21 protein-coding genes and 1 tRNA gene are annotated in these 23,733 nt (G+C 70.0%); 2 read left to right on the forward strand and 20 right to left on the reverse strand.

The genetic code is table 11. The features are described 5' to 3' along the window. Positions 1-147: 147 nt before the first annotated feature. Positions 148-678, forward strand: a complete 531-nt coding sequence (locus FAF44_RS38980; protein ID WP_237108396.1) for a GNAT family N-acetyltransferase — start codon at positions 148-150, stop codon at positions 676-678. A gap of 212 nt (positions 679-890) precedes the next feature. On the opposite strand, the gene FAF44_RS38985 is transcribed toward FAF44_RS38980, so the two are convergent. From FAF44_RS38985 to nadD, 7 genes are all read right to left on the reverse strand, one after another. Further along, positions 891-1,706 carry a DNA alkylation repair protein gene (locus tag FAF44_RS38985; RefSeq protein WP_237108397.1) on the reverse strand — a complete coding sequence of 272 codons (816 nt, stop codon included), beginning with the start codon at positions 1,704-1,706 and terminating at the stop codon, positions 891-893. A gap of 280 nt (positions 1,707-1,986) precedes the next feature. Then, complete coding sequence (locus FAF44_RS38990; RefSeq protein WP_237108398.1) at positions 1,987-2,406, reverse strand: hypothetical protein; 420 nt, start codon at positions 2,404-2,406, stop codon at positions 1,987-1,989. A gap of 381 nt (positions 2,407-2,787) precedes the next feature. After that, entirely contained in the window at positions 2,788-3,504 is a 717-nt protein-coding gene (locus tag FAF44_RS38995) for a hypothetical protein (RefSeq protein ID WP_237108399.1), read from the reverse strand. A 329-nt stretch (positions 3,505-3,833) separates the two neighbouring features. After that, a tRNA-Ala gene (locus FAF44_RS39000) sits at positions 3,834-3,906 on the reverse strand. 220 nt (positions 3,907-4,126) lie between these two features. After that, positions 4,127-4,750, reverse strand: coding sequence for a histidine phosphatase family protein (locus FAF44_RS39005; protein ID WP_237108400.1), 624 nt, complete (start codon positions 4,748-4,750; stop codon positions 4,127-4,129). 34 nt (positions 4,751-4,784) lie between these two features. Further along, entirely contained in the window at positions 4,785-5,180 is a 396-nt protein-coding gene (gene rsfS / locus FAF44_RS39010; protein WP_237108401.1) for a ribosome silencing factor, read from the reverse strand. A 93-nt stretch (positions 5,181-5,273) separates the two neighbouring features. Further along, positions 5,274-5,891, reverse strand: a complete 618-nt coding sequence (nadD, locus tag FAF44_RS39015; RefSeq protein ID WP_237108402.1) for a nicotinate-nucleotide adenylyltransferase — start codon at positions 5,889-5,891, stop codon at positions 5,274-5,276. 87 nt (positions 5,892-5,978) lie between these two features. On the opposite strand from nadD, the gene FAF44_RS39020 reads away from it, so the two are divergent. Beyond that, positions 5,979-7,010: a M48 family metallopeptidase gene (locus FAF44_RS39020; RefSeq protein WP_237108403.1), complete on the forward strand. Its 1,032-nt coding sequence runs from the start codon at positions 5,979-5,981 to the stop codon at positions 7,008-7,010. Positions 7,011-7,099: 89 nt separating this feature from the next. Here FAF44_RS39020 and FAF44_RS39025 read toward each other — a convergent pair whose 3' ends face one another. From FAF44_RS39025 to FAF44_RS39085, 13 genes are all read right to left on the reverse strand, one after another. Further along, complete coding sequence (locus tag FAF44_RS39025; protein ID WP_237108404.1) at positions 7,100-8,842, reverse strand: serine/threonine-protein kinase; 1,743 nt, start codon at positions 8,840-8,842, stop codon at positions 7,100-7,102. Positions 8,843-8,924: 82 nt separating this feature from the next. Continuing rightward, complete coding sequence (locus FAF44_RS39030) at positions 8,925-9,098, reverse strand: hypothetical protein (RefSeq protein ID WP_237108405.1); 174 nt, start codon at positions 9,096-9,098, stop codon at positions 8,925-8,927. Between the two features lie 50 nt (positions 9,099-9,148). Continuing rightward, positions 9,149-10,423, reverse strand: a complete 1,275-nt coding sequence (locus FAF44_RS39035; protein WP_237108406.1) for a glutamate-5-semialdehyde dehydrogenase — start codon at positions 10,421-10,423, stop codon at positions 9,149-9,151. A gap of 24 nt (positions 10,424-10,447) precedes the next feature. Beyond that, a complete protein-coding gene (gene proB, locus FAF44_RS39040) occupies positions 10,448-11,575 on the reverse strand; it encodes a glutamate 5-kinase (protein ID WP_237108414.1) in 1,128 nt (375 codons plus the stop codon). A 112-nt stretch (positions 11,576-11,687) separates the two neighbouring features. Further along, complete coding sequence (gene obgE, locus FAF44_RS39045) at positions 11,688-13,040, reverse strand: GTPase ObgE (RefSeq protein WP_237108407.1); 1,353 nt, start codon at positions 13,038-13,040, stop codon at positions 11,688-11,690. A 195-nt stretch (positions 13,041-13,235) separates the two neighbouring features. After that, a complete protein-coding gene (gene rpmA, locus FAF44_RS39050) occupies positions 13,236-13,493 on the reverse strand; it encodes a 50S ribosomal protein L27 (RefSeq protein WP_185087237.1) in 258 nt (85 codons plus the stop codon). Between the two features lie 15 nt (positions 13,494-13,508). Continuing rightward, on the reverse strand, positions 13,509-13,811 hold the full coding sequence (gene rplU, locus FAF44_RS39055; protein WP_080046162.1) for a 50S ribosomal protein L21: 303 nt from the start codon (positions 13,809-13,811) through the stop codon (positions 13,509-13,511). Between the two features lie 218 nt (positions 13,812-14,029). Continuing rightward, the gene (locus FAF44_RS39060) at positions 14,030-17,074 is read right to left on the reverse strand and encodes an Rne/Rng family ribonuclease (protein WP_237108408.1); all 3,045 of its coding nucleotides are present in this window, start codon (positions 17,072-17,074) and stop codon (positions 14,030-14,032) included. A 142-nt stretch (positions 17,075-17,216) separates the two neighbouring features. Beyond that, positions 17,217-17,969, reverse strand: coding sequence for a TIGR03936 family radical SAM-associated protein (locus FAF44_RS39065; protein WP_237108409.1), 753 nt, complete (start codon positions 17,967-17,969; stop codon positions 17,217-17,219). Positions 17,970-18,122: 153 nt separating this feature from the next. Beyond that, complete coding sequence (locus FAF44_RS39070; protein ID WP_237108410.1) at positions 18,123-20,033, reverse strand: TIGR03960 family B12-binding radical SAM protein; 1,911 nt, start codon at positions 20,031-20,033, stop codon at positions 18,123-18,125. A gap of 107 nt (positions 20,034-20,140) precedes the next feature. Beyond that, a complete protein-coding gene (gene rodA / locus FAF44_RS39075) occupies positions 20,141-21,307 on the reverse strand; it encodes a rod shape-determining protein RodA (protein ID WP_237108411.1) in 1,167 nt (388 codons plus the stop codon). Between the two features lie 22 nt (positions 21,308-21,329). Continuing rightward, positions 21,330-23,375, reverse strand: coding sequence for a penicillin-binding protein 2 (gene mrdA, locus FAF44_RS39080; protein WP_237108412.1), 2,046 nt, complete (start codon positions 23,373-23,375; stop codon positions 21,330-21,332). Beyond that, positions 23,372-23,733 (reverse strand): rod shape-determining protein MreD (locus FAF44_RS39085; RefSeq protein WP_237108413.1); only part of this gene is annotated, 362 nt, incomplete at its 5' end. The genes FAF44_RS39085 and mrdA, both read right to left, overlap by 4 nt.

Here is a 23,733-nt window from a genome sequence, read left to right on the forward strand (position 1 = left end):
CACCACCTCCACCCCGCGCGACCAGAACCCCCGACGAGCCGACTCGCAAGATGTGTGAACCCGACGAGATAGTTGGAACCGCAAAGGGGCCCCAAACGCCCATAGACCGGGCGAGCCTCCCCACACACCTACGAGATTGGCGACGAAATGGCCGACCTGACCAGCGACCGACTCCTCTTCGTCCCGCTGTCGGTGGCCGACGCCGAGGAGATGGTGCACGTCCTCAGCGCCCACACGCTGTACACGTTCACCGGCGGCTCCCCACCCACCCTGACTCAGTTACGCGACCGCTACACCCGCCAGGCCGTCGGCCGTTCCCCGGACGGCAGCCAGGATTGGCACAACTGGATCCTCCGCGAGCAGCCCGACGGCACGGCGATCGGCTTCGTACAGGCGACAGTCATGGACGAGGGCCGTCGAGCCGAGGTCGCCTGGGTGATCGGCGCCGAGTGGCAAGGCCACGGTTACGCGTCCGAAGCCGCCACGACGATGATCGCCTGGCTCCGCGCATCCGGCGTCGTCACCGTGCAGGCCCACATCCATCACGACCACACCGCCTCCGCTGCCGTAGCCCGCAAGGCGGGCCTCCGGCTCACCGGCCGCATCGACGACGGCGAACAACTCTGGCTGTCCGACTCCGACGAGCCCCACCCACCAACCCACACCGCTGCCCGATGAGCTCCGCACCGTAACAACCGCAGAAGGCCGAACGACGACCGCCAGGACTGCCCAGAACCCACCACCCAGCAGGCGGACGACATCAAGCCGAGCACCAACCGCACCTGGGCGATCAGGGCTGGGCAGGAGACCACCACCGCTCAACACGACGACATCCCCGCCTGCACGACCAGGGCCGGGCAGCCTGGAACCCGCACCACGTCATGAGAACGTCACTTGTCGCGCTGCCGCCGCACCATCTCAGCGATCCAGACAGGCGCGAACGGAGACGTACAGCCGGCAGGAGTCGGGTAGTCCTTGAGCACCTCCAGGCGCTCACCGATGGCGATCGCACGGGCGCGATGCTCGTCGTGCTCGATCCCGATCTGGGCCAGGCAGTGGTTCATCGCCCACTGCAGGCGATCCGGAGCGGCTTGCATCTCCGTCTCGATGACGTCGAGCAGTCCCGCGAGGTCGAGGCCCTCGGGCTGCTTCGCCACCCGGTCGGTGGTCAGCGCCCAACCGGCACTCGCGACCACCGGGTCCGCATCGGCGAACCAGACCACGCGTAGCTCTTCAGCGGACGAGTTCTTCTTCACCACGTAGTTCACGAGCCAGTCGTGCACCTTGGGGGTGCGCGCCGCGCGCAGCATGGCGTCCAGTTCGTCACGCTCGAACGCCTTCGGGCGGCAGATCAGGATCGCCAGCAGCCTCGCCGCGGTGTCGCCCGTCTCCCAGAGCCGGCAGGCGAGCTCCTGCTGCGTCTTCAGCCGCTTCGCGAGCGCGCGCAGCTTGCCGAGGTTCACACCGTGATCGTCACCGTGCTTCTCGTTCACCGCCCGCGCTCTCGGGTCCTCGAGCGCGGCCAACTCGGCCATCACCTCTGCCACCGCCGTCGCAGCCACCGGCATCTCCGTCACCACCGTCTCAACCACTGTCGCCTCGGCCGGCGTCGTCCCGGCCACCACATGCGAGATGCAGCCTACGACGGAAGCCGGCCACCTGCCGCTGACGCCGGCGACAACAACGACCAGCACCTGGACGAGCATGGCCGCGCCGCCCCGCACTCCATGAGACGTCACCCGGCCTCGGCGACGCCCCCACGACCATCGCCGAACAGCCGAATCCTCCGCACGAAACCCGGCCCTGCCGGCCACCAGGAGCTCACCGCGCCGCAACGACCCTCGTCAGACGCGAACCCAAGCAGCGGAACCGACCCAACGAGAGCGAACAAGCTCATTGATCAACTGCGCGACCACCGCTCCAACCATGACCTCCGCCGGGAGGCGACCACGAACGCTCACCGGCCCCAGACCCGCCGACCACGGCTCAGGTCACGGCGCCCGTGGCGGTGCAGACGAAGACGCGGTTCATGACCAGCCTGAGGTTGACGGAGATCCCCTCGGGCAGATCCAGGTTCTTGATCCGGCCGATGCGATCGTTCGCGGGAGCACTCAGGTAGCCGAGCTGCGCGCCCGACACGGCGTTGAAGAGGCGGAGCTCCACGGGGCTGGAGGTCCCGTTCCTGAGCGTCAGACGCTCGCCCAGAGCGTAGAACTCCCCCTTCACCTGCTTGGTCGTACTGTTCGCGTAGATGTACTCCGTGAAGGCGGATCGCCCACCGGCGTCACCGTCGTTCTGGTACGAATTGGCCCAGCAGTCCCACCGTGCGGCGGCGTGCGCCTGCGCTGTCGTGGCAGGCAGCACCAACGCTGGGACCAGCGCCGAGAGGGCGATCGCATGGGACATGGTTCTGCTACGCATGACACTCCTGTTCCAGACCCGCACCGGGCTCTTCTCACAACCCGGGAGCATGCCGATCGTCAGCGCTCCAGAAGCGCTTTGCGATCTCTATGAGCCGTCGATCCACGGTCCCGGCGTCCGGCCACGTCGCGTCGGTCTCTGCGGGTTGCCGATTGCCGAACGATCCGCTAGCAAGGACGATATAAACGGATGATCCGCTGCGTCACCGTGTTCCGTCCTGGAGTAGAACACGGAGGTCACGGCACCTGTGAGGGGCCACCCGCCGAAGATCTCGCCCGGCACGGATCGCCGCCGAAAGTCCGAGATCGCGACCTGCTGAGACCCGGCCTGGCCGGGGCGATGACCTGCCAGGAGTTCGTCATCTGATCATCTCGCCCAGCGCGGGCAGAACTCCACATGAAACTGCTCCCAGCCGTGCTCCTCCAGATCCGACCAGTCGTAGAGGCTGCGGCAGACGTGGTAATTGCAGGCACCCGGAATGTAGTGCTTCGTCGCGGCATGGGGTGGCCCGTCCTTGGTGACGGCGAAGATCTCCAGTGCCGCCTCCCGGAGGGCTGTCGTATCGCCCGTCAGGAACAGCGTCTGGGCGTGGACGGCCTGGTGAAGCAGGCTGCCGTGGTTCGGATCGCTTCGCAACGAGGGCTTGAGCCCGTGATCGACCCGCAGATCCCGCACCGGGACGCTCGCGGTGCGCAGCTCTCGGGGAGCCCTCACCGCGTTGATGTGCTCCCGCAGCCGCTTCCACCGCGAGGGCCGGAACTGCACCGCCCGATGGGCCAGCACGAGGTCGAGCGGCTTCTCGTCGTACCAGCCGACCCCGGGAGCGGTCGGCGTGGTGCGCATCGGCAGGTAGATCAGGGAGCGCGGAGAGCGCGCCGCGAGCAGCATCAGAGTGCCGATGCGTCGGCCGTCCACCCGATCCGCATACATCTCGTACGAATACTGGCCCTCGTAGAGCGCCCCGTTCTGCAACGGTCGAGCCGGTCGGATCACCCGGAAATCCGCGCCACCGAGCCGCCCACGCTGGACGGCGACCTTCAGCCTCAGGTCGTCCTGCGTGAGGTCAGCTCGCGAAGCACCCATCCAGACGTCTCCTCGTCAGCTTCGAACTCCCATCGGAATTGTCCCGATCATGGTCGAGGAGCACCACTTGATTAACGGCGGGCAGCCGCAGGTCCGGCGGTGGAACCGGCCGGCAGACGCCGATGGGAATGCGGGCGGGGTGATCGGTGCACCTGCTCGTACGAGTGCGGCCACGACCGGCACGCGCCGAAGAAGGAACACCAGGCAGGCTCTGACCTTGACCGCAGCCAAGTGACCCCCGGCAGCCGGCTCGGCCAAGGGTGCCCCGCGAACGCGGAACCGCCCCTTACTCGCGGATGTTTCCGCAGGTAAGAGGCGGTCAAATGATGTGGAGCTATGGGGATTCGAACCCCAGACCTCCTCCATGCCATGGAGGCGCGCTACCAACTGCGCCATAGCCCCTGGTCACCGCTCCGAGTCAGCCCGTTGCGGCGCTCCGAGAGCATATAGCCATCCGGCCCCATTCACCTAATCGCGCCGAACGCGGCGATCCCCCGCAGAGCAGCACCTGCGCGAACGGCCGAACCACCGCCAGATCACAGCCGCCATGAGGCCACTCAACGACCCAGGCCGGGCCGTACGGCCCCCGAGCCGTACGCACCACCACACCGGCCGAAGCCGGCTACCCCTCAGGTTTGTCGTCGCTGTGCACCGGCTCCGGCAACGTGCCGGCGTTGTGCTCCAGCAACCGCCACCCCTTACGCCCCTCCTGCATCACGGACCAGGAGCAGTTGCCCAGCCCGCCCAGCGCGGGCCACAACTGCTCGGGCAGCCCGAGCAGTTCGCAGATGCCCAGCCGCAGCGCCGCGCCGTGGGAGACCACGACCAGCAGCCCGTCGTCGTCGATGCGGGACGCCCATCGGCGCATCGCGATCGACACCCTGGAGGAGACGTCGGTGACGGGTTCACCGTCAGGAGCCTCCCAGGCGGCGTACTCCTCGGGCCAGCGCGCGGCGATCTGGTCGCGCGTGAGCCCTTCCCACTGCCCGCCGCCGCGCTCGCGGAAGTCCTTGTCGACCGCCACGTCGAGGCCGATGAGCCGCCCCAGGGCCAGCGCGGTGTCGTTGGCCCGCTGGAGGTCGGACGAGACGATCATGGTGGGCCGCAGCGAGGCCAGCAGCGAGGCCGCCCTCGCGGCCTGGGCGACACCGGTCTCGTCGAGGGGGATGTCGGAATGGCCCTGAAAACGCTGCTCGACGTTCCACAGGGTCTGCCCATGGCGCAGACACACGATCCGCCTGCTCATCGGGTGTCCTCGCGAACGGGCAGGCTACGGTGGCTCACGCGCGCGCCCGCTGGAGATTGGCCTGCATGACGCTCTCCGGCAGCGAGATGGCCGGGCAGTCCTTCCAGAGGCGTTCGAGGGCGTAGAACGTCCGGTCTTCCTCGTGCTGAACGTGGACGACGATGTCGATGTAGTCGAGCAGCACCCAGCGGCCCTCGCGCTCACCTTCGCGGCGGACGGGCTTGGCGTCGGCCTCGATACGCAGCCGGTCCTCGATCTCGTCGACGATGGCGCGTACCTGGCGGTCGTTGGTGGCGGAGCAGAGCAGGAAGGCGTCGGTGATGACGAGCTGTTCGCTCACGTCGTAGGCGAGGATGTCATCGGCCAGCTTGTCGGCCGCAGCTTCTGCGGCGATGCGCACGAGCTGGACGGATCTGTCAGATGCGGTCACGATGCGGGTCTGTCCTCCTGTGTCGGCAGCATGCCTTATGTTGAGGGTACCCTTCCAGCCCGAAACCCCTCACCTGTGTATCCGCGGGTCCCTTCAGCCTGCCGCGTAGTAGAGCCCGCGCTTGTTGATGTACTGGACGATTCCATCGGGCACCAGATACCAAATCGGCTCACCCTTTGCCACCCGCTGACGGCACTCGGACGAGGAAATGGCCAGGGCGGGAATTTCCAGCAACGTCACGCGGCCTTCCGGCAGCCCAGGGTCGTGCAGGGTGTGCCCGGGGCGCGTGCAGCCGACGAAATGCGCGAGCTCGAACAGCTCGTCCGCCTGCTGCCAGTCGAGGATGGCGCCGAGGGCGTCGGCGCCGGTGATGAAGAACAGCTCAACCTCATGACCGTAAATATCCGAAATATCACGCAAAGTGTCTATCGTGAACGTCGGCCCGGGACGGTCCACGTCCACCCTGCTCACGGAGAAGCGCGGATTCGACGCCGTGGCGATGACCGTCATCAGATATCGGTCCTCGGCCGCCGATACCTCGCGCCCCGACTTCTGGTACGGCCGCCCCGTCGGCACGAAAACGACCTCGTCGAGCCGGAAGTGGTGCGCCACCTCGCTGGCCGCGACAAGGTGCCCGTGGTGGATGGGGTCGAACGTCCCACCCATCACACCAACGCGCCGCTTCCCCTGCACACCAGGTGCATTCATCATGAAACGGACCTTACGCGGACGCTCCCCCTCAACATGATGGGACCCCCCTTCGTGATGACCGCGCATCACTTCCGTTGCGGACGTAGCATGCCGGGCATGACGACCACCCCGGACCGCAACCGCGTCCAACTGCCCGGCATCTCGTCCCGTGCCTACGAACACCCCGCAGACCGGTCCGCCCTGGTCGCTCTGCGCAAGCTCAGTGGGTTCGACACGGTTCTCAAGCAGATGTCCGGCCTGGTCAGTGAGCGGCGGCTGCGCCTGATGTACCTGGCCTCGGCCGTACGCGTGAGCGAGACACAGTTCCGCTCCCTCTACGACATGGGCCGCGACGCCGCCTACACCCTCGACCTGCACCGGATCCCCGAGATCTACGTCCAGCAGGACGCGCAGGTCCAGGCCAAGGCCATCGGCTTCGACGACCCGTTCATCGTGGTCACCACCGGCCTGCTCAACCTCATGAACGAGGAGGAGCAGCGCTTCGTCATCGGCCACGAGACCTCGCACATCCTGTCGGGGCACGCGGTCTACCGGACGATGCTCGACATCCTGACCCGCCTCGCCACCCGCGTCGCCTGGATCCCGCTCGGCTACATCGGCCTGCGCGCGATCGTCGCGGGCCTGGAGGAGTGGTACCGCAAGTCCGAGCTGTCCTCCGACCGCGGCGGCCTGCTCGTCGGCCAGGACCCCGACGCGGCCAAGCGCGCGCTGATGAAGCTGGCCGGCGGCGACTACACCCACGAGATGAACATCGAGGCGTTCCTGGCGCAGTACCAGGAGTACGACACCGCCGGCGACCTTCGCGACGGCTTCCTCAAGGTGCTCAACCTGCTCGGCACCACCCACCCGTTCGCCGTGGTGCGCGTGGCGGAGCTGGACAAGTGGCAGCGCAGCGGCGAGTACGAGCGCATTCTCAGCGGCGACTACCCCCGCCGGGAGGACGACCCCAACGCGAGCGTCACCGAGGAGATCAAGGCCGCGGCCGAGTCCTACCGCGCGTCCTGGCAGCAGTCGCAGGACCCGTTCATCGGCGTGCTGCGCGACGTGGCCGAGGGCGCGGTCAACGCGGGCGAGCGCATCTTCAACCGTTTCTCCCGCCGCGACGGCGGCCAGGGCTGAACCCCGCGCGACCGATCGACGTGATCTGCCGCGCCGGCCCGCCGTAGGAGAGCGGCGGGCCACACGAGCGGCCCGCGCCTCGCGAGCGCTCAGAGCAGGAGGGCGATCGCGCGCACGGCAGCCGCGCACAAGGCGACGAACCCGCCCAGCACGGCCAGCGCGCGCAACCCTTCCCTGCGCAGGTCGGGCAGCCGATGCCCGATCCGCTCGATCTCGCGCCCGGTGATGCCGCCGCAGAGCATCCCGAACACCACACCCGCCACGGTCACGGGCGCGGCCTGCTGCCACCAGTCGGAGTCGATCTGACCCCCGCCGGTGGCCCAGAGCGCCCCGCCCGCCGCCACCGCGACGGGCAGCCCCGGCCACACCACGGCGGTCACCGCCGCCCCGGCCAGCGCCACCGGGAAGAGCAGCACCCGCAACGCCACCCGCGTACGCGCCGAGCTGCGCTTCCTGACCATCCAGTGGCTCATCCAGAGGGTCCTGGTCAGCACCACGAACGCGGTCGTGATCGCGATCGAGGCGATCGGCCAGATCACCGAGGCCACCACACACGGCACCGCCAGCACCGCGAGCATCAGCAGCGCGCCGTTGCCCGCGGGCAACGTGGTGGCCGGCTGGACCTTCGGCTTGGCCGACGTCCTGCTCCTGACGGCCGCCGCCGTGCGCTGGCGGGACGTGCCCGCCTTGGGCCACGGCCCGGTGTTCTTGCCGTCGGCGCTGGTACGGGCGCGCGGCGCGGGCACCTTCCCCTCGGCGCGGCTGCGCGCCAGGGCCGCCGCGCCCTTCCCGTCGGACGCCGCCCGGCTCCCGGCACGTCCGCCGTCGGGCGCGGCCCGGCTGCCGGTGCGGCGCGGCGCGGGCACCTTGCCTTCCGAGGACGCCGCGTTGGGCCTGCTACGGGCCTTGGCCTCGCCACGCCCGGCGGGCTCGTCGCCGGTACGGCTGCGCACGGCCGTGCCCTTGCCGGCCTCCTCGGCCGCGTCCGCCGCCCGCCCACCGGCCGCCGCGGGCTCGTTCTCGGCCCCGCCGGACCCGCTGGTGGCCCTGGCCAGCCTGGAGAGCCGATCGGCCAGCAGCGCCGCCGTGGGCCGCTTGCCGGGCTCCCGGTTGAGGGCCGCGCGCACCAGCGGCAGCAGTTCCACGGGCACGCCCTTGAGGTCGGCCTGCCCGTTCAGCACGGCGTACATCTGCGCCTCGGCCGTGCCCCGCCCGAACGTCGGCCGCCCGGTCGCCGCGAACGCCACCGTCGCGGCCCAGGCGTGCACGTCGGCGGGTGAGTCCACGTGCTCGTCGGCGAAGATCTCCGGCGCCGTGTAGCCCGGGGTGCCGAGGAACGTGCCGGTCATGGTCAGCCGGGTCGCGTCGAGCACCTGGGCGATGCCGAAGTCGATCAGCACCGGCCCCCGGTCGGCCATGATGATGTTGCCGGGCTTGAGGTCGCGGTGCACCACCCCGGCCGCGTGGATGATCGCGAGCGCCGCGGCGATGCCCTGCGCCATGTCGACGAGCTGGGACACGTCGAGCGAGCCGCTCTGGCGTACCCGGTCGAGCAGCGTCGCGCCCTCGATGTGCTCCATGATGAGGTACGGGCGGGCGCAGCTCAGGTCCGCGTCGAGCACCTTGGCGACGTACGGGCTCTCGACCCTGCGCAGCGCCCGGACCTCGCGCTCCAGGCGGACACGCGAGGTGGCGTCCTCGGCCAGGTCGTGCAGGACCTTGAGCGCGACGCGCTCACCACGGCGGGTGGTGGCGAGGTACACCTCACCCATGCCGCCCCGGCCGAGCCGCTCGACCAGGGTGTACGGCCCGACCTTGCCGAGCTTGCTCACCGTCTCTCCCCGCCCGGCGCGCCCATAAGGGACACAACCCTAGCGCTGGTGCGCGAGTTGCCGCGCGAGGCACGCCGAAGCTTTATCGGCGTGTGTGATCGGAGAGCATGTCGAGCCCGGCCGTGGGCTCGTCCGACAGCGGTCTGCGGCCTTTCCGGCGCCAGTTGACGTGGCCGCGACTCTCCAGCCACAACAGGAGCCGGTCGGCGCCGAACAGCACCGCGGCCGAGAAGACCAGGGCGACGACAATTTCCATGTCCCCCAGTCAAGCCACGGCACCCCGCGCAGGTCAGGCCGACACGCCGGTCAACCGGCCACCACCGTGCCCTCTGACGTGCGCAGATGCCCCTCACCCGTATAAACCCACTTGGTGGAGGTGAGCTCGGGCAGCCCCATCGGGCCGCGCGCGTGCAGCTTCTGGGTGGAGATGCCGATCTCGGCGCCGAACCCGAACTCGCTCCCGTCGGTGAACCGCGTCGAGGCGTTGACCGCCACCGCCGCCGAGTCGACCAGCGCCACGAACCTGCGTGCGGCCTGCTGCGACCGGGTGACGATGGCGTCGGTGTGGGCCGAGCCGTAGCGCCTGATGTGCGCCACCGCCTCCTCCAGCGAGCCGACGACGGCGGCGGCGATGTCGAGCGAGAGGTATTCGGCGTAGAAGTCGTCGTCGGTGACCGGCACCACGCCGGGGCCGTAGCCGGCGATCCGCTCGTCGCCGTGCACGGTCACGCCCGCCTCGCGCAGCGCCTGCAGCGCCTTGGGCACGAACGCGTCGGCGACGTCGGCGTGCACCAGGAACGTCTCGGCGGCGTTGCACACCGACGGCCGCTGCGCCTTGGCGTTGACCAGGATCTGCACGGCCAGTTCGACGTCGGCCTCGGCGTCGACGTAGACGTGGCAGTTGCCCACGCCGGTCTCGATCACCGGCACCGTGGACTCCTCGACCACCGAGTTGATCAGGGACGCGCCGCCGCGCGGGATCAGCACGTCGACGAGCCCGCGGGCCCGCATGAGCTCCTTGACCGAGTCGCGGGTCTGGCCGGGCACGAGCTGCACGGCCCCCGGCGGCACCTCGGTGGCCGCCAGCGCGTCCTGCATGATCCGCACCAGGGCGGTGTTGGAGGAGTAGGCGCTGGACGAGCCGCGCAGCAGCACCGCGTTGCCGCTCTTGAGGCAGAGCGCGGCGGCGTCGACGGTGACGTTGGGACGGCCCTCGTAGATGATGCCGATCACCCCCAGCGGCACCCTGAGCTGGCGCAGTTCGAGCCCGTTGGGCAGGGTGCCGCCGCGGATGACCTCGCCGACCGGGTCGGGCAGGTCGGCCACCTGGCGTACGGCCTCGGCGATCGCGCCGACCCTGGCCTCGTCGAGCCGCAGCCGGTCGATCATCGCCTCGGACGTGCCCTGGGCCCTGGCCCGCTCGACGTCCTCGGCGTTGGCCGTGACGATCTGGGCGGCATGTGCGACCAGGGCGTCGGCGACGGCGCGCAACGCCCGGTCCTTGGGCGCCCGCGGCAGCGGGGCCAGCTCGGCGGCGGCCTCTCGTGCCGCACGGGCCACCTTCAAGAACTCTTCGGACATCACGCGCTCCTCGTGGGGGCTCTGCTAGTTGTGGGCTTCCAGTATGACGATGTCGTCGCGGTGGATCAGCTCGCGCTCGTATTCCGGGCCGAGCGTGCTCGCCAGCTCCCTGGTGGAGCGCCCGAGCAGGCCGGGGATCTCGATGGCGTCGAAGTTGACCAGCCCGCGGGCCACCACGAGGCCCTGAGGCGCGCACAGGTCGACCGGATCGCCCGCCGCGAACTCACCCTCCACCGATGTCACCCCGGCCGGCAGCAGCGACTTGCGCCGCCCCACGATGGCGTCGACGGCGCCCTGGTCGAGGTGCAGCCGCCCGCGCCCGGTGGTGGCGTGCGCGAGCCAGAGCAGGCGCGTGCCGGGATGGCGGCCCCCGGGGTGGAAGAAGGTGCCGACGTCGGCCCCGGCCAGCGCCTGGGCGGCGTGGGCGGCGGCGGTGAGCACCACCGGCACGCCCGCCTCGGTGGCGATCCTGGCGGCCTGCACCTTGGTCACCATGCCACCGGTGCCGACGGCCGCGCCGTTCCTGCCCAGCTCGACCCCGACGAGATCCTCGGGGCCGCGGATCTCCGGCAGCCGGCGTGAGCCGCTGCGGCTGGGCGGACCGTCGTAGAGCGCGTCCACGTCCGACAGCAGCACGAGCGCATCGGCGTGGATCAGGTGCGCGACCAGGGCCGCGAGGCGGTCGTTGTCGCCGAAGCGGATCTCGTCGGTGGCCACGGTGTCGTTCTCGTTGACGATGGGCACGATGCCCAGCTCCAGCAGCCTGGCCAGGGTGCGCTGGGCGTTGGCGTGGTGGGCGCGCCGCATCATGTCGTCGGCGGTCAGCAGCACCTGGCCCACGCGCAGCGTGTAACGGGCGAAGGAGGAGGTGTAGCGGGCCACCAGCACGCCCTGCCCGACGGAGGCGGCGGCCTGCTGGGTGGCCAGGTCGCGCGGTCGCGCGCTCAGCCCGAGCGGGCCGAGGCCCGCGGCGATCGCCCCCGAGGAGACCAGGACGATCTGTGCCCCGCCCCGGCGCCGCGCCGCCAGCACGTCCACCAGCGCGTCGACCCGGTCGACGTCGATCGTGCCCTGCGGGGTGGTGAGCGAGGAGGAGCCGACCTTGACGACGACCTTTGAGGCTGAGCTGATCTGTTCCCGCACGTACGGCAGCCTATCCGCTCCCCGAAGGACCGACGCTACCGAATTACCCGACTCGCTACATTGACTGCACTATTTCAACAAATGCAATTCTTCGCCCACGAAACTCCGGCGGCTCCCGGCGCTAGCCGAGACGGGTGTCGCTGCCCCGCGGCCCGCGCCGGACCGACTCCGCGCTCAGCGTCGGCTGCCAGTCGAAGACGTACCCGCCCTCCATCGACCCGATGACCACCTCGGCCCCGGCCTTGGCGCCCGCCTTGGCCAGTTCCTGCTCGACCCCCAGCCGCTCCAGCCGGTCGGCGAGGTAGCCGACGGCCTCGTCGTTGTTGAAGTCGGTCTGCCTGATCCACCGCTCCGGCTTCTCGCCGGTGATCTGGAACAGGTTGTCGTTGACCTTCCGCACGCTGAACCCGGCCTCCCCGAGCTGCTTGGGCCGGATGACCAGCCGCGTGGGCTCCTCGATCGGCTTGCTGGCCCTGGCCGCCGCGACCCACTCGCCCATCGCGTACGTCAGCTCCCGCAACCCGTCGTGCGTGGCGGCCGAGATCGTGAACACCCGCAGCCCCATGGCCTCGAACTCGGGCCTGACCAGCTCGGCCAGCTCGCGCGCGTCGGGCACGTCGGCCTTGTTCAGCACGACCATCCGCGGCCGGTCGTCGAGCTTGCCGTAGGCCCGCAGCTCCGCCTCGATCACCTCGTAGTCGGTCATCGGGTCGCGGCCCGGCTCCATGGTGGCGCAGTCGATGACGTGCACGAGCATGTCGCACCGCTCGACGTGCCGCAGGAACTCGTGCCCGAGCCCCTTGCCCTGCGACGCCCCGGGGATCAGCCCCGGCACGTCGGCGACGGTGAACACGTTGTCGCCCGCCGTCACCACCCCCAGGTTGGGGATCAGGGTGGTGAACGGGTAGTCCGCGATCTTCGGCTTGGCCGCGCTCAGCGCCGCGATCAGCGAGCTCTTGCCGGCGCTCGGGAACCCGACCAGCGCCACGTCGGCCACGCTCTTCAGCTCCAGGACCACGTCCAGCGCGTCGCCCGGCTCGCCGAGCAGCGCGAACCCGGGCGCCTTGCGCTTCGTGGTGGCCAGCGCGGCGTTGCCGAGCCCGCCGTGCCCGCCCTCGGCGATCACGTAGCGGGTGCCGGCACCCACGAGATCGACCAGCACCTCGCCGGACGTGGCCTTCTTCACCACGGTCCCGTTGGGGACCTGCAGGATCACGTCATCGCCGTTGGCGCCGTCGCGGTTGGAGCCCTGCCCCTGCTTGCCGTTGTCGGCCTTGCGGTGCGGCCTGCGGTGGTAGTCGAGCAGGGTGGCGGTGTTGGGATCGACTTCGAGGATCACATCGCCGCCGCGCCCGCCGTCACCGCCGTCGGGGCCGCCGAGCGGCTTGAACTTCTCCCGGTGGATGGAGGCGCATCCGTTCCCCCCGTCACCGGCCTTGATGTGAAGGACGACCTCGTCCACAAAGTCCGGCATCCCGCATTCCTCCATCGCCCCGACAGGGGCCTCTCATTCCAGAACCAAGACCAGGCCGGGCCACCCGCCACAGCCTCGATCACGCCCTCACCGCCGGATCGGCCGTCGAGAAACGCCAAGGGGTGGATCGACATCGAACGAGTCGATCCACCCCTGAAGCAACAGAGCCGAAGCCCGTGGGAGAAAGGGGAAACCCTACTCCGCGACGGGGACGATGCTCACGGCCTTACGGCCACGCTTGAGGCCGAACTGCACGTGACCGGCGGTCAGCGCGAACAGCGTGTCGTCGCCACCACGGCCCACGTTGTCGCCGGGGTGGAAGTGGGTGCCACGCTGGCGGACGATGATCTCGCCCGCGTTCACCAGCTGGCCACCGAAGCGCTTGACGCCCAGGCGCTGAGCGTTGGAGTCACGACCGTTCCGGGTGGACGACGCGCCCTTCTTGTGTGCCATCTCTCAAACTCCCGTTCAGGCCTGCTCGATACCGGTGATCTTCACCTGGGTGTACCGCTGGCGGTGACCCTGGCGCTTCTTGTAACCGGTCTTGTTCTTGTACTTGAGAATGCGGATCTTCGGGCCCTTGGTCTCGCCGAGGATCTCGGCGTTGACCGTGAACTTGCCCGCCTCGGTGGTCACATCGCCGTCGTTGACGACGAGCACCGTCGGCAGCGAAACCGAAGAGCCGACCTCGCCGGCGACCTTGTCCACCTCGAGGACGTCACCGACGGAGACCTTCTGCTGCCTGCCGCCGCAACGAACGATCGCGTACACCGCGGAACCCTTCTACTGACTCACTGTTGTTTTCGAACACCGATCGCCTCACGAAGAGGCGACCGCCGAATGCTGCGTCTGTCATTCGGCCTGTCTGAAACCGACGAACCGAGTAAGCGCGCCAACAGGGCACGTCACCTGACGCACCGATTCACCAGGGTACCGGATTAACGGTGCCCTAGGCGAACCGGACGGATCGTCGGAAGCCCGCCGAGATGCTACTCGGCCGACTTGGCTCGGCGGGAGCGTCGCCGCCCTCTGCCGGAAGTCTGGTTTGCCTGGTCGTCCTCAGCCGGGACGCCTTCAAGCGCACCGGTCACGGTATCACGGCTGGAGGAGTCCTTGGCCGCGGAAACCTTGTCCGAGACCGCCTTCTCGACCGCCATCTTCCCCTGCGTGCCGCGCGATTCCGGCTTGCTCTCGACCGGCTCCGTGGAGACCAGCAGGCCACGTCCGTTGCAGCAGTCACACGGCGTCGAGAACGCCTCCAGCAGCCCCTGACCGACCCGCTTACGCGTCATCTGGACCAGGCCCAGCGAGGTGACCTCGGCCACCTGGTGCTTGGTCCTGTCGCGCGCCAGGCACTCCAGCAGCCGCCGCAGCACCAGGTCGCGGTTCGACTCCAGCACCATGTCGATGAAGTCGATGACGATGATGCCGCCGATGTCCCGCAGCCGGAGCTGACGGACGATCTCCTCGGCCGCCTCCAGGTTGTTCCTGGTGACGGTCTCCTCCAGGTTGCCGCCCTGGCCGGTGAACTTGCCGGTGTTGACGTCGACGACGGTCATCGCCTCGGTACGGTCGATCACCAGCGAGCCGCCGCTCGGCAGCCACACCTTGCGCTCCATCGCCTTGGCGAGCTGCTCGTCGATCCGGTACGACTCGAACACGTCGCCCTGGTCGCCGGAGTCCCACTTCGACAGGCGCTCGCCCAGGTGCGGAGCGACGTACTTCACGTAGTCGTCCACCGTGTCCCACGCGTCGTCGCCCTGGACGACCAGGTTCGTGAAGTCCTCGTTGAAGACGTCACGCACGACCCGGATGGTCAGGTCGGGCTCGGCGGACAGCAGTTCGGGCGGGCTGGCCGACTTGGCCTTCTTCTGGATGCTCTCCCACTGCGCCGACAGCCGGGCCACGTCGCGGTCCAGCTCCTCCTCCGAGGCGCCCTCGGCCGCCGTACGCACGATCACGCCGGCGTTCTCGGGCATGACCTTCTTGAGGATGCTCTTGAGCCGGGTGCGCTCCTTGTCGGGCAGCTTGCGGCTGATGCCGGTCATCGACCCGTCCGGCACGTACACGAGGTACCGGCCGGGCAGGCTGATCTGCGACGTGAGGCGCGCGCCCTTGTGCCCGATCGGGTCCTTGGTGACCTGCACGAGCACCGACTGGCCGGACTTCAGCGCCGCCTCGATCCGCTTCGGCTGGCCCTCCAGCCCGGCGGTGTCGAAGTTGACCTCACCGGCGTACAGGACCGCGTTGCGGCCCTTGCCGATGTCCACGAACGCCGCCTCCATCGAGGGCAGCACGTTCTGCACCTTGCCGAGGTAGACGTTGCCGACGTAGGACTGGCTGGCCTCGCGGTTGACGTAGTGCTCGACGAGCACGCCGTCCTCCAGCACCGCGATCTGCGTGCGGTCGCCGTGCCGGCGCACCACCATCATCCGGTCGACGGACTCGCGGCGGGCCAGGAACTCCGACTCGGTGATGATCGGCGGACGCCTGCGGCCGAGCTCGCGCCCCTCGCGGCGGCGCTGCTTCTTGGCCTCCAGCCTGGTGGAGCCGCGCACGCTCTGCACGCCGTCGGTGGCGGTGTCGAGCCCGCCCGAACGGCCCGAGCGCGGCGCGCGGATGCGGACCACGGTGTTCGGCGGGTCGTCGCTGGCCGGCTCGGCGCCCTCGTCGCCACCCCGGCGACGGCGGCGGCGACGGCGACGCGAGGAGGAGCCCTCTTCGTCCTGGGCCTCCTCCGCCTGCTCCTCCTCGCCGTCCTCCTCGGACTCCTCGCCGTCGTCGGCCTCGTCGCGCTCACGCGTCTTGCCGCGGCCCCTGCCGCCCCTGCGACGGCGACGGCGACGGCCGCCGCCGTCCTCCTCTTCCTGCTCGTCGGAGGTGTCGAGGTCGGTCTCCTCCTCGGCCACGCTCTCGTCGACCGGCTCCTCGGCCTCCTCCGGCTCGGGCTCCGGCTGCGGCTCGGGCTTGCGCTGCACGACCGGCTTGGCCCGGCTGGCGTCGGGGGCCTGGAACAGCGGCGCGAAGATGGCCGACGGCCGCTGGTAGGCGGCGTTCTCCGTCCCGGCCTGCCGGGACGCGGACATCCCGAACGGGTCGGCGAGCAGGCTCGGCCGCTCGCTCTCCTCGTCGAGGTCCTCGCCCGCGGGCTCGTCGTCGAGCGGCTCGTCCTCGGGCAGGATCTCGAGGATGTCCTCCTCGGGCTCGGCCTCATCACCGGCACCGGCGGCCTCTTCAGCCTCGGCGGCCTTCGCGGCCTTGCCCGTACGGCTCCGGGTGGTCCGGCGCCCGGCCTTGGGCGCGGTCTCCTCGGCGAGCGCCGGCTCGTCGCCGAACGGCGCGGCGGCCTCTCCGCCACCCGAGGGCGCGACCACTTCGGCGCCCTCGGCGTGACCGGGCTCGGCCGTGCCGGCGCGGGCGGCGGAGTCCTCCACGGACCGCGCCTCGGCGCCGGACGCCTCCGCGGCCTCGTCCTCGGCCTTCTTACGCGTCCTGCGCCGCTTCACGGGCGCCTCGGCGGCGGGCTCGGCGCCCTCGGCGGGCGTCTCGCCCTCCGGGAGCGCTCCCGCGGCCTCCAGTTCGGCCTCAGCGGCCTTCTTCGTCGTACGCCGCCGCGTCGTCGTCGCCGTGGACCGCGTCCTCGTGGCCCGCTTCGGCTTCTCCGCCACGGCCTCAGTGACAGCCTCAGTGACGGTCTCGGTGACGGCCTCGACCGGGCTCACACCCTCCACCGCGCCGTTCTCGGCAGCGGGCGTACCGGCGGCGGAGAAGGCCGGGCCGGTCGTGAGCAGCTCAGCCGCGGGCTCACCCGCGGCACGCTGCGCGGCGGTGCGCTTGACCGCCTGTACATCGGCCACCGACGGCGCAGTCTGCGCCGCGGCGACAGTGACCGTGGCGGAGGCCGGCTCCTCGGGCAGCTCCGGCGGAGGACCCGCCGGACGACTGGCCGACCGGCGCCGCCTGGTCACCTCGGACTGTTCAATTGTCTCCCCGTCGGGGCCAGTGGCCCCGGCGTTGGGCTCGTTCTCGAGCATGCGGGCGCTCTCCCGTCAGCCCCCGGGCGCGTCGCCGCGCCGCGCAGGAGCTCTCGTGTCTCGTTGTCCGCCGGCGCTCTCGGAGAGAGCGCGCCGGCGCCAAGTCCTGTCAGCGGTCGTGCCCGGCACACTGGGCACATCCTTAACCGGCGACGTGCTCGCCCGCCGGTCCCGCCTCGCCGCCGCGCGTGATGTCGCGGTCCAGGTCGAGCGGGTCAGCAAGTGCACCGGTACTCGCGTCGAGCGGCCCCTGCGCCAGCCTGGTCACCTCGGGGGGAACCGGCGGCGCGAAGTCGGCCACAAGGCGCAGCCCTGTGAGCACATCGTCGGGTCGAACGGCAGGCGTCATGTGCCGAACAACCATGCGCAGTATGACACACGGCCCTCCTTGCACCTGAGCTGCGGTTCTGTCTGATCCCTCGGAAACCGTGAGCCCCAGGACGGCCTCCCGCGCGTCGAAGCGGCGCAGGCCCTTCTTGGTCAGGCGCTCGACTTCCACCGTGCCTGCCGCGAGAAACTTCTCCACCGCCACCCCGGCGAACTCGCGATCGGCACCCGGCAGCCGCACCTCCCAGTCGGAGACCTCCAGGCGGTCGGCCAGCCCTCCCGGACCCGCCTCCACGACGTCGAGCACATCGAGGCCCGTCGGCAGCGACTCGTCCAGGGTCTGTCTGACCTGGCCCGGATCGCACGGCGTGGTGACACCGATCTCGAGGTATTCGGCTTCGCTGGCGACACCGGTCGGTGCCGCGCCCGCGTAGGAGATCTTCGGGTGGGGCGAGAAGCCCGCGCTGAAGGCCACCGGAATGCCGGCACGGCGGACCGCCCTCTCGACGGCCCGCGAGATGTCGCGGTGGCTGGTGAAGCGCAGACGGCCGCGCTTGGCGTAACGCACACGCAGGCGCTGCACCGTGGGCGCGGGCGGAGGCCCTTCGGGAACAGGTTTCAGAGCTTGTCGTCCTTCCCTTGTAAGAGTTCCTTCGTCCCAGGATAAGCCGCTGTGGAGGATGAACGTGTACGCCGTGACACGGCTCGCCCACAGAGCGCGCTAGACCACCGTCAGAGGAAGGAGTTTCCGCCCCGTAGGACCGATCTGGATCTCGGTGCCCATCGTCGGGCAGACACCGCAGTCGTAGCAAGGGGTCCAGCGGCAGTCTTCGACCTCGGCGCCGGAAACGGCCTCCTGCCAGTCCTGCCACAACCACTCGCGGTCGAGGCCGGCGTCGAGGTGGTCCCACGGCAGGACTTCGTTCTCTTCCCGCTCGCGCGTGGTGTACCAGCCGACGTCCACGCCCGCCTGCTCGGCGGCGGCCATCCAGCGCTCGTAGGAGAAGTGCTCACTCCACCCGTCGAACCGGCCGCCGTTTTCCCAGACGGCCCTGATCACCGCGCCGACCCTGCGGTCTCCCCGCGACAGCAGGCCCTCCACGATGGACGGTTTGCCGTCGTGGTAGCGGAATCCGATGGCCCGCCCGTAGCGCTTGTCGCCTCTGAGGTTGTCACGCAGCGCCTTGAGCCGCCTGTCGACGGTCTCGTGGTCGGCCTGCCCCGCCCACTGGAACGGTGTGTGCGGTTTCGGCACGAAACCGCCGATGGACACGGTGCAGCGGATGTCGCGGCTGCCGGTCGCGTCGCGGCCCGCCTGGATGACCTTCTTGGCCAGATCGGCGATGCCGAGGACGTCTTCGTCCTCCTCGGTGGGCAGGCCGCACATGAAATAAAGCTTTACCTGTCTCCACCCTTGCGAATAGGCGGCCGTTACGGTGCGGATCAGGTCTTCCTCGGTGACCATCTTGTTGATCACCTTGCGCATCCGTTCCGAGCCGCCCTCGGGCGCGAACGTCAGGCCCGAGCGCCTGCCGTTCCTGGAGAACTCGTTGGCCAGGTCGATGTTGAACGCGTCGACCCTGGTCGAGGGCAGCGACAGCGAGGTGTTGGTGCCCTCGTAACGGTCGGCCAGCCCCTTGGCCACGTCGGCGATCTCGGAGTGATCGGCCGACGACAGCGACAGCAGGCCGACCTCGTTGAAGCCGGACTCCTTGATGCCGTTGTCGACCATCGCCCCGATCGTGGTGATCGACCGCTCGCGCACCGGACGCGTGATCATGCCCGCCTGACAGAACCGGCAGCCCCGGGTGCAGCCGCGGAAGATCTCCACGCTGAACCGCTCGTGCACGGTCTCCGCCAGCGGCACCAGCGGCTTCTTCGGGTACGGCCACTCGTCGAGGTCCATCACGGTGTGCTTGTGCACCCGCCACGGCACGTCGGCCCGGTTGGGCGCGACGCGCTTGATCCGCCCGTCGGCGTGGTATTCGACGTCGTAGAACTTCGGCACGTAGACCCCGCCGGACTCGGCGAGCCGCATGAGCAGCTCGTCACGTCCGCCGGGCCGGCCCTCGGCCTTCCACTCACGGACGACCTCGGAGATGGCGATGGAGATCTGCTCTCCGTCGCCGAGCACGGCCGCGTCGAGGAAGTCGGCGATGGGCTCGGGGTTGAAGGCCGCGTGGCCGCCCGCGAGCACGATCGGGTCGTCGTCACCGCGGTCGGCGGCCCGCAACGGGATGCCGGCCAGATCGAGCGCGGTCAGCATGTTGGTGTAGCCGAGTTCGGTCGAGAACGACACCCCGAGCACGTCGAAGGCGCGCACCGGGCGGTGGCCGTCGACGGTGAACTGCGGGACGCCCTCGGCCCGCATGAGCTTCTCGAGGTCGGGCCAGACCGCGTAGGTGCGCTCGGCCAGCGTGCCGGGAAGCTCGTTGAGGATCTCGTAGAGGATCGCCACGCCCTGGTTGGGCAGGCCGACCTCGTAGGCGTCCGGGTACATCAGCGCCCATCGCACGTCCGCCGTGTCCCAGTCCTTGACGGTCGAGTTGAGCTCACCCCCGACATACTGGATGGGCTTCTGCACCTTGGGCAGCAGCGCTTCCAGGCGGGGGAAAATCGACTCGACAGACATGCGGTCAAGCCTAGCGGCGCTGAGGCGGTGGCAGGTCCGGGAACGTCCACGTCGTCACCACCGATGTCACCGCCGATGTCACTGCCGACGTCCTTCGCGGAAGGCCGCTAGCTGAACGACTGCCTGCGCACCCTGATGGCCTGCAGCAGCCCGACCGCGATGAGGTTGGCGAACGTGGCCGTGCCGCCGTAGGACACGAACGGCAGCGGGAGCCCGGTGATCGGCATGATCCCGATCGTCATGCCGACGTTGATGAACGACTGGAACGCGAACCAGCACACGATCGTGCCCGCCACCAGCGTCCCGAACCGGTCGTCGCACTCGCGGGCGATCTTCAGCCCGCGCAGCAGCACCACCCCGAGCAGCAGCACCACCGTGACCGACCCGAGGAACCCGAACTCCTCCCCCGCCACGGTGAAGATGAAGTCGGTGTGCTGTTCCGGCACGAACCGCCCGGTCGTCTGCCCGCCGCCGAGCAGCCCCTTGCCCAGGAGTTGCCCCGAGCCGATCGCGATCAGCGACTGCGTGCTGTTGTAGCCCACGCCACGCGGATCGACGCTCGGATCGACGAACGCGGTGAACCGCGCCACCTGGTACGGCTCCAGCATCTGGAAGTAGAACACCGAGAACACCCCGACGGCCGCGATCAGCGCCAGCACCCCGATGAACCGCTTGCGCACCCCCGCGATGATCAGCCCGGCGGCCGTGATCACCGCCAGCACCAGCGCGGTGCCCAGGTCCGGCTGGAGCATCACCAGCCCCATCGTGATCGTCGCGGCGAACAGCGCGAGCATGACGTCGAGCCCGCGCGGCCGATCGCTGCCCTCGGCCGGCTGGGCCAGCAGCATCGCGATGATCAGCACCAGCCCGACCTTGGCGAACTCCGACGGCTGCACCGCGAACCCGCCGCCGAGCAGGATCCACGAGTGCGACCCGTTGATCGTCGCCCCCAGCGGCGTGATCACCAGCCCCAGCCCCACCAGCGACAACAGGAACACCAACGGCGCGTACGCCCGCATCGCCCGATGGTCGATGGTGGCCACGATCGCGCAGAGCACCACGCCGATGGCCTCGTTGAGCAGGTGCTTCTTCACCAGCCCCGTCGAGCCCGGCGCCCAGGTCCTGGTGCACGACCACACCAGCAGCGTGCCGATCACGCACAACCCCGCCACCGCGACCAGCATGACCCCGTCGAGCCGCCGCACCGTGGAGCCCTCGCGGGCCATCCGCCGCCACAGCGAGGGCTGCCGGATCGTCACCGCCCGTGCCGTCACCTCCGGCCTCCCGTCAGCCCGTTCATCCGCCGGCCACCGTTCCGTCTGGGGCGAACCTCGGCAGCCGCGTGGTCAGCCGCCCGTCAGGCACGGCCGGCTTGCGCTTGATGCCGTAGATCCCCTCGTAGATCTCGCGTACGGCCGGCGCCGCCGTCTGCGCGCCCATCCCGCCCTGCGAGACCATCGCGACCACCACGTACTGGGGGTTCTTCGTGGGGGCGAACGACGCGAACCACGAGGTGTCCTTCTTCCCCCAGACCTCGGCGGTGCCGGTCTTGCCGCCCACCCGCACCTGGTTCATCGGGAAGCCGGCGAAGGCCCCGGCCGCGGTGCCGTCCGCGGCCACCTGGCTGAGCGCGTTCTTGATGTAGAGGCGCTCCTTCTCGCTGATCGGCAGCCTGCCCACCACGGGCACGGGGATGGTCCTGACCACCTTGCCGTCGGGCCGCACCTGCGCCCAGCCGATCCGCGGGCTGCGCAGCTTGCCGTCGCTCACCAGCGCCATGTACGCCCTGGCCAACTGCAACGGCGTGACCAGCACGTCACCCTGCCCGATGGAGAAGTTGGCCGAGTCACCCGGCCGCAGCAGGAACCCCTCGGTGCAGTTCTCCAGCGCCAGCCGCTTCAGGAACTCGGCCCGCGCGCGGTCCTTCTCCTCGGGATACCCCTTGCGCGAGCGCTCGCAGTTGATCGCGCTGGTCGCGTTCCACAGGTTCTTCTTCCAGTCGCGGTCGGGGATGCGTCCGGACGACTCGCCCGGCAGGTCCAGCCCGGTCGGCGCGCCGAACCCGAAGGAGCGCGCCATGTTGGCGAACACCTCTTTCGGCTTGCGCTTCGGGAAACGCCCGCCGTCCTTCAGATACTGCTCGTACGCCGCCTGGTAGAAGATCGTGTCGCACGACTTCACCAGGGCCATGTGCAGGCTGAGCGTGCCCAGCGGGATGCCGCGGAAGTTGTTGAAGGCCCGGCCGCCCACCGCGACCGAGCCCGGGCAGGAGTAGTGGCCGTTGAGCGGGTAGCCCGCGCGGAGCATCGCCGCCACGGACGAGATCTTGAACGTCGAGCCCGGCGCGAACTGCCCGTTGATCGCCCGCGACACGAGCGGTTTGCCAGACTTGTCGGACAGCAGCCACTGGTAGCCCCTGGCCGAGATGCCGCCGCCCCAGATCTCCGGGTCGTACCCGGGTGCGCTGGCCAGCGCCACGACCCGGCCGCTGCGCGCGTCGAGCACCACCGCGGCCCCGCCGTCGGCCCCCGGCGCGGACTTCATCGCCCGCCCCAGCGCCTTCTCCGTCACGGCCTGCACCCGTGAGTCGATGCTGGTCACGAGGTGGTCGCCGGGGATGGGGGTGATCTGCTCCTCGACGCCGAGTGCCTTGCCCATCCGGTCGACCTGCACCCGGCGCAGCCCCGCCTTGCCCCGCAGCGCGTCGTCGTAGACGTATTCGAGCCCGTCGCGCCCCGCCAGGTCCACTCCCGAGAAGCTGGCCTTCAGCCCTTCCCGCTTCTCCAGTTCGGCCTCGGTGACCGGCTGCAGGTAGCCGAGCATCTGCGCTCCGGCCCTGCCGCCCGGGTACTGCCTGACGGAGTGGATCTCCGCCGTCACCCCGGGGAACTCCTCCTGCCGCTCGAGGATCTGCAGCGCCTGGCGGGTGCCCACCTTCTCGTCGAGCGGCACCGGCTGGTACGGGGAGCCGGTCCAGCACGGCTTGCCCACGCCCGGCCCGCACGGCGTGATGCGCTGCTGCAGGTCGGCGACCGGCTTGCCGAGCACCGCCGACAGCTTGCTCAGCACCTTGACGCCGCTGTCCTTCATCCTCGACAGCCGGGCCCGGTCGACGGAGACGACCAGCGCGGTCTTGTTGCGCACCAGCGGCCGGCCCGAGGAGTCGAGGATCTGCCCCCGCACGGCCGGCACGATCACGGCTCGGGTCCGGGTCTCCGTGGCCCGTGTCACGAACTCCTGCCCGCGCACCACCTGCACCTGCCACAGCCGCACGGCCAGCACGACGAGCAGCGTCAGCACCAGCAGGTGCAGCATCAGCAGCCGGGCGCGCATCCTGGTCATGTCGCGAACCTGCTTCTCGTGGTCAGCCAGATCACGATCGGTGAGACCAGCAGCGTGTAGACGATCGTGACGGGCACCTGCTGCGTCAGCATGGTCACTGTCACCCGCGGATCGGAGATCAGCCCGCCCACCGCCGCCGCCAGCAGCGGCGCCATCAGCACACACAGCACGACGGTCGTCACCGGCCCGCCCGCACCCCGCCCGGCCACATAACCGACCAGGGCCAGCACGAACGCGTACTGGCCCACCAGATGAGCGGACGGCGGCATGACGTCCACCAGCAGCCCGGCGAAGAAGCCGAGCACGGCCCCCGCCGCCGGCCCCCTGGCCAGCGCCGCCCCGATGACCGCCACCAGCA

The sequence above is a fragment of the Nonomuraea sp. MG754425 genome (assembly GCF_021699195.1).
GTDB lineage: Bacteria > Actinomycetota > Actinomycetes > Streptosporangiales > Streptosporangiaceae > Nonomuraea.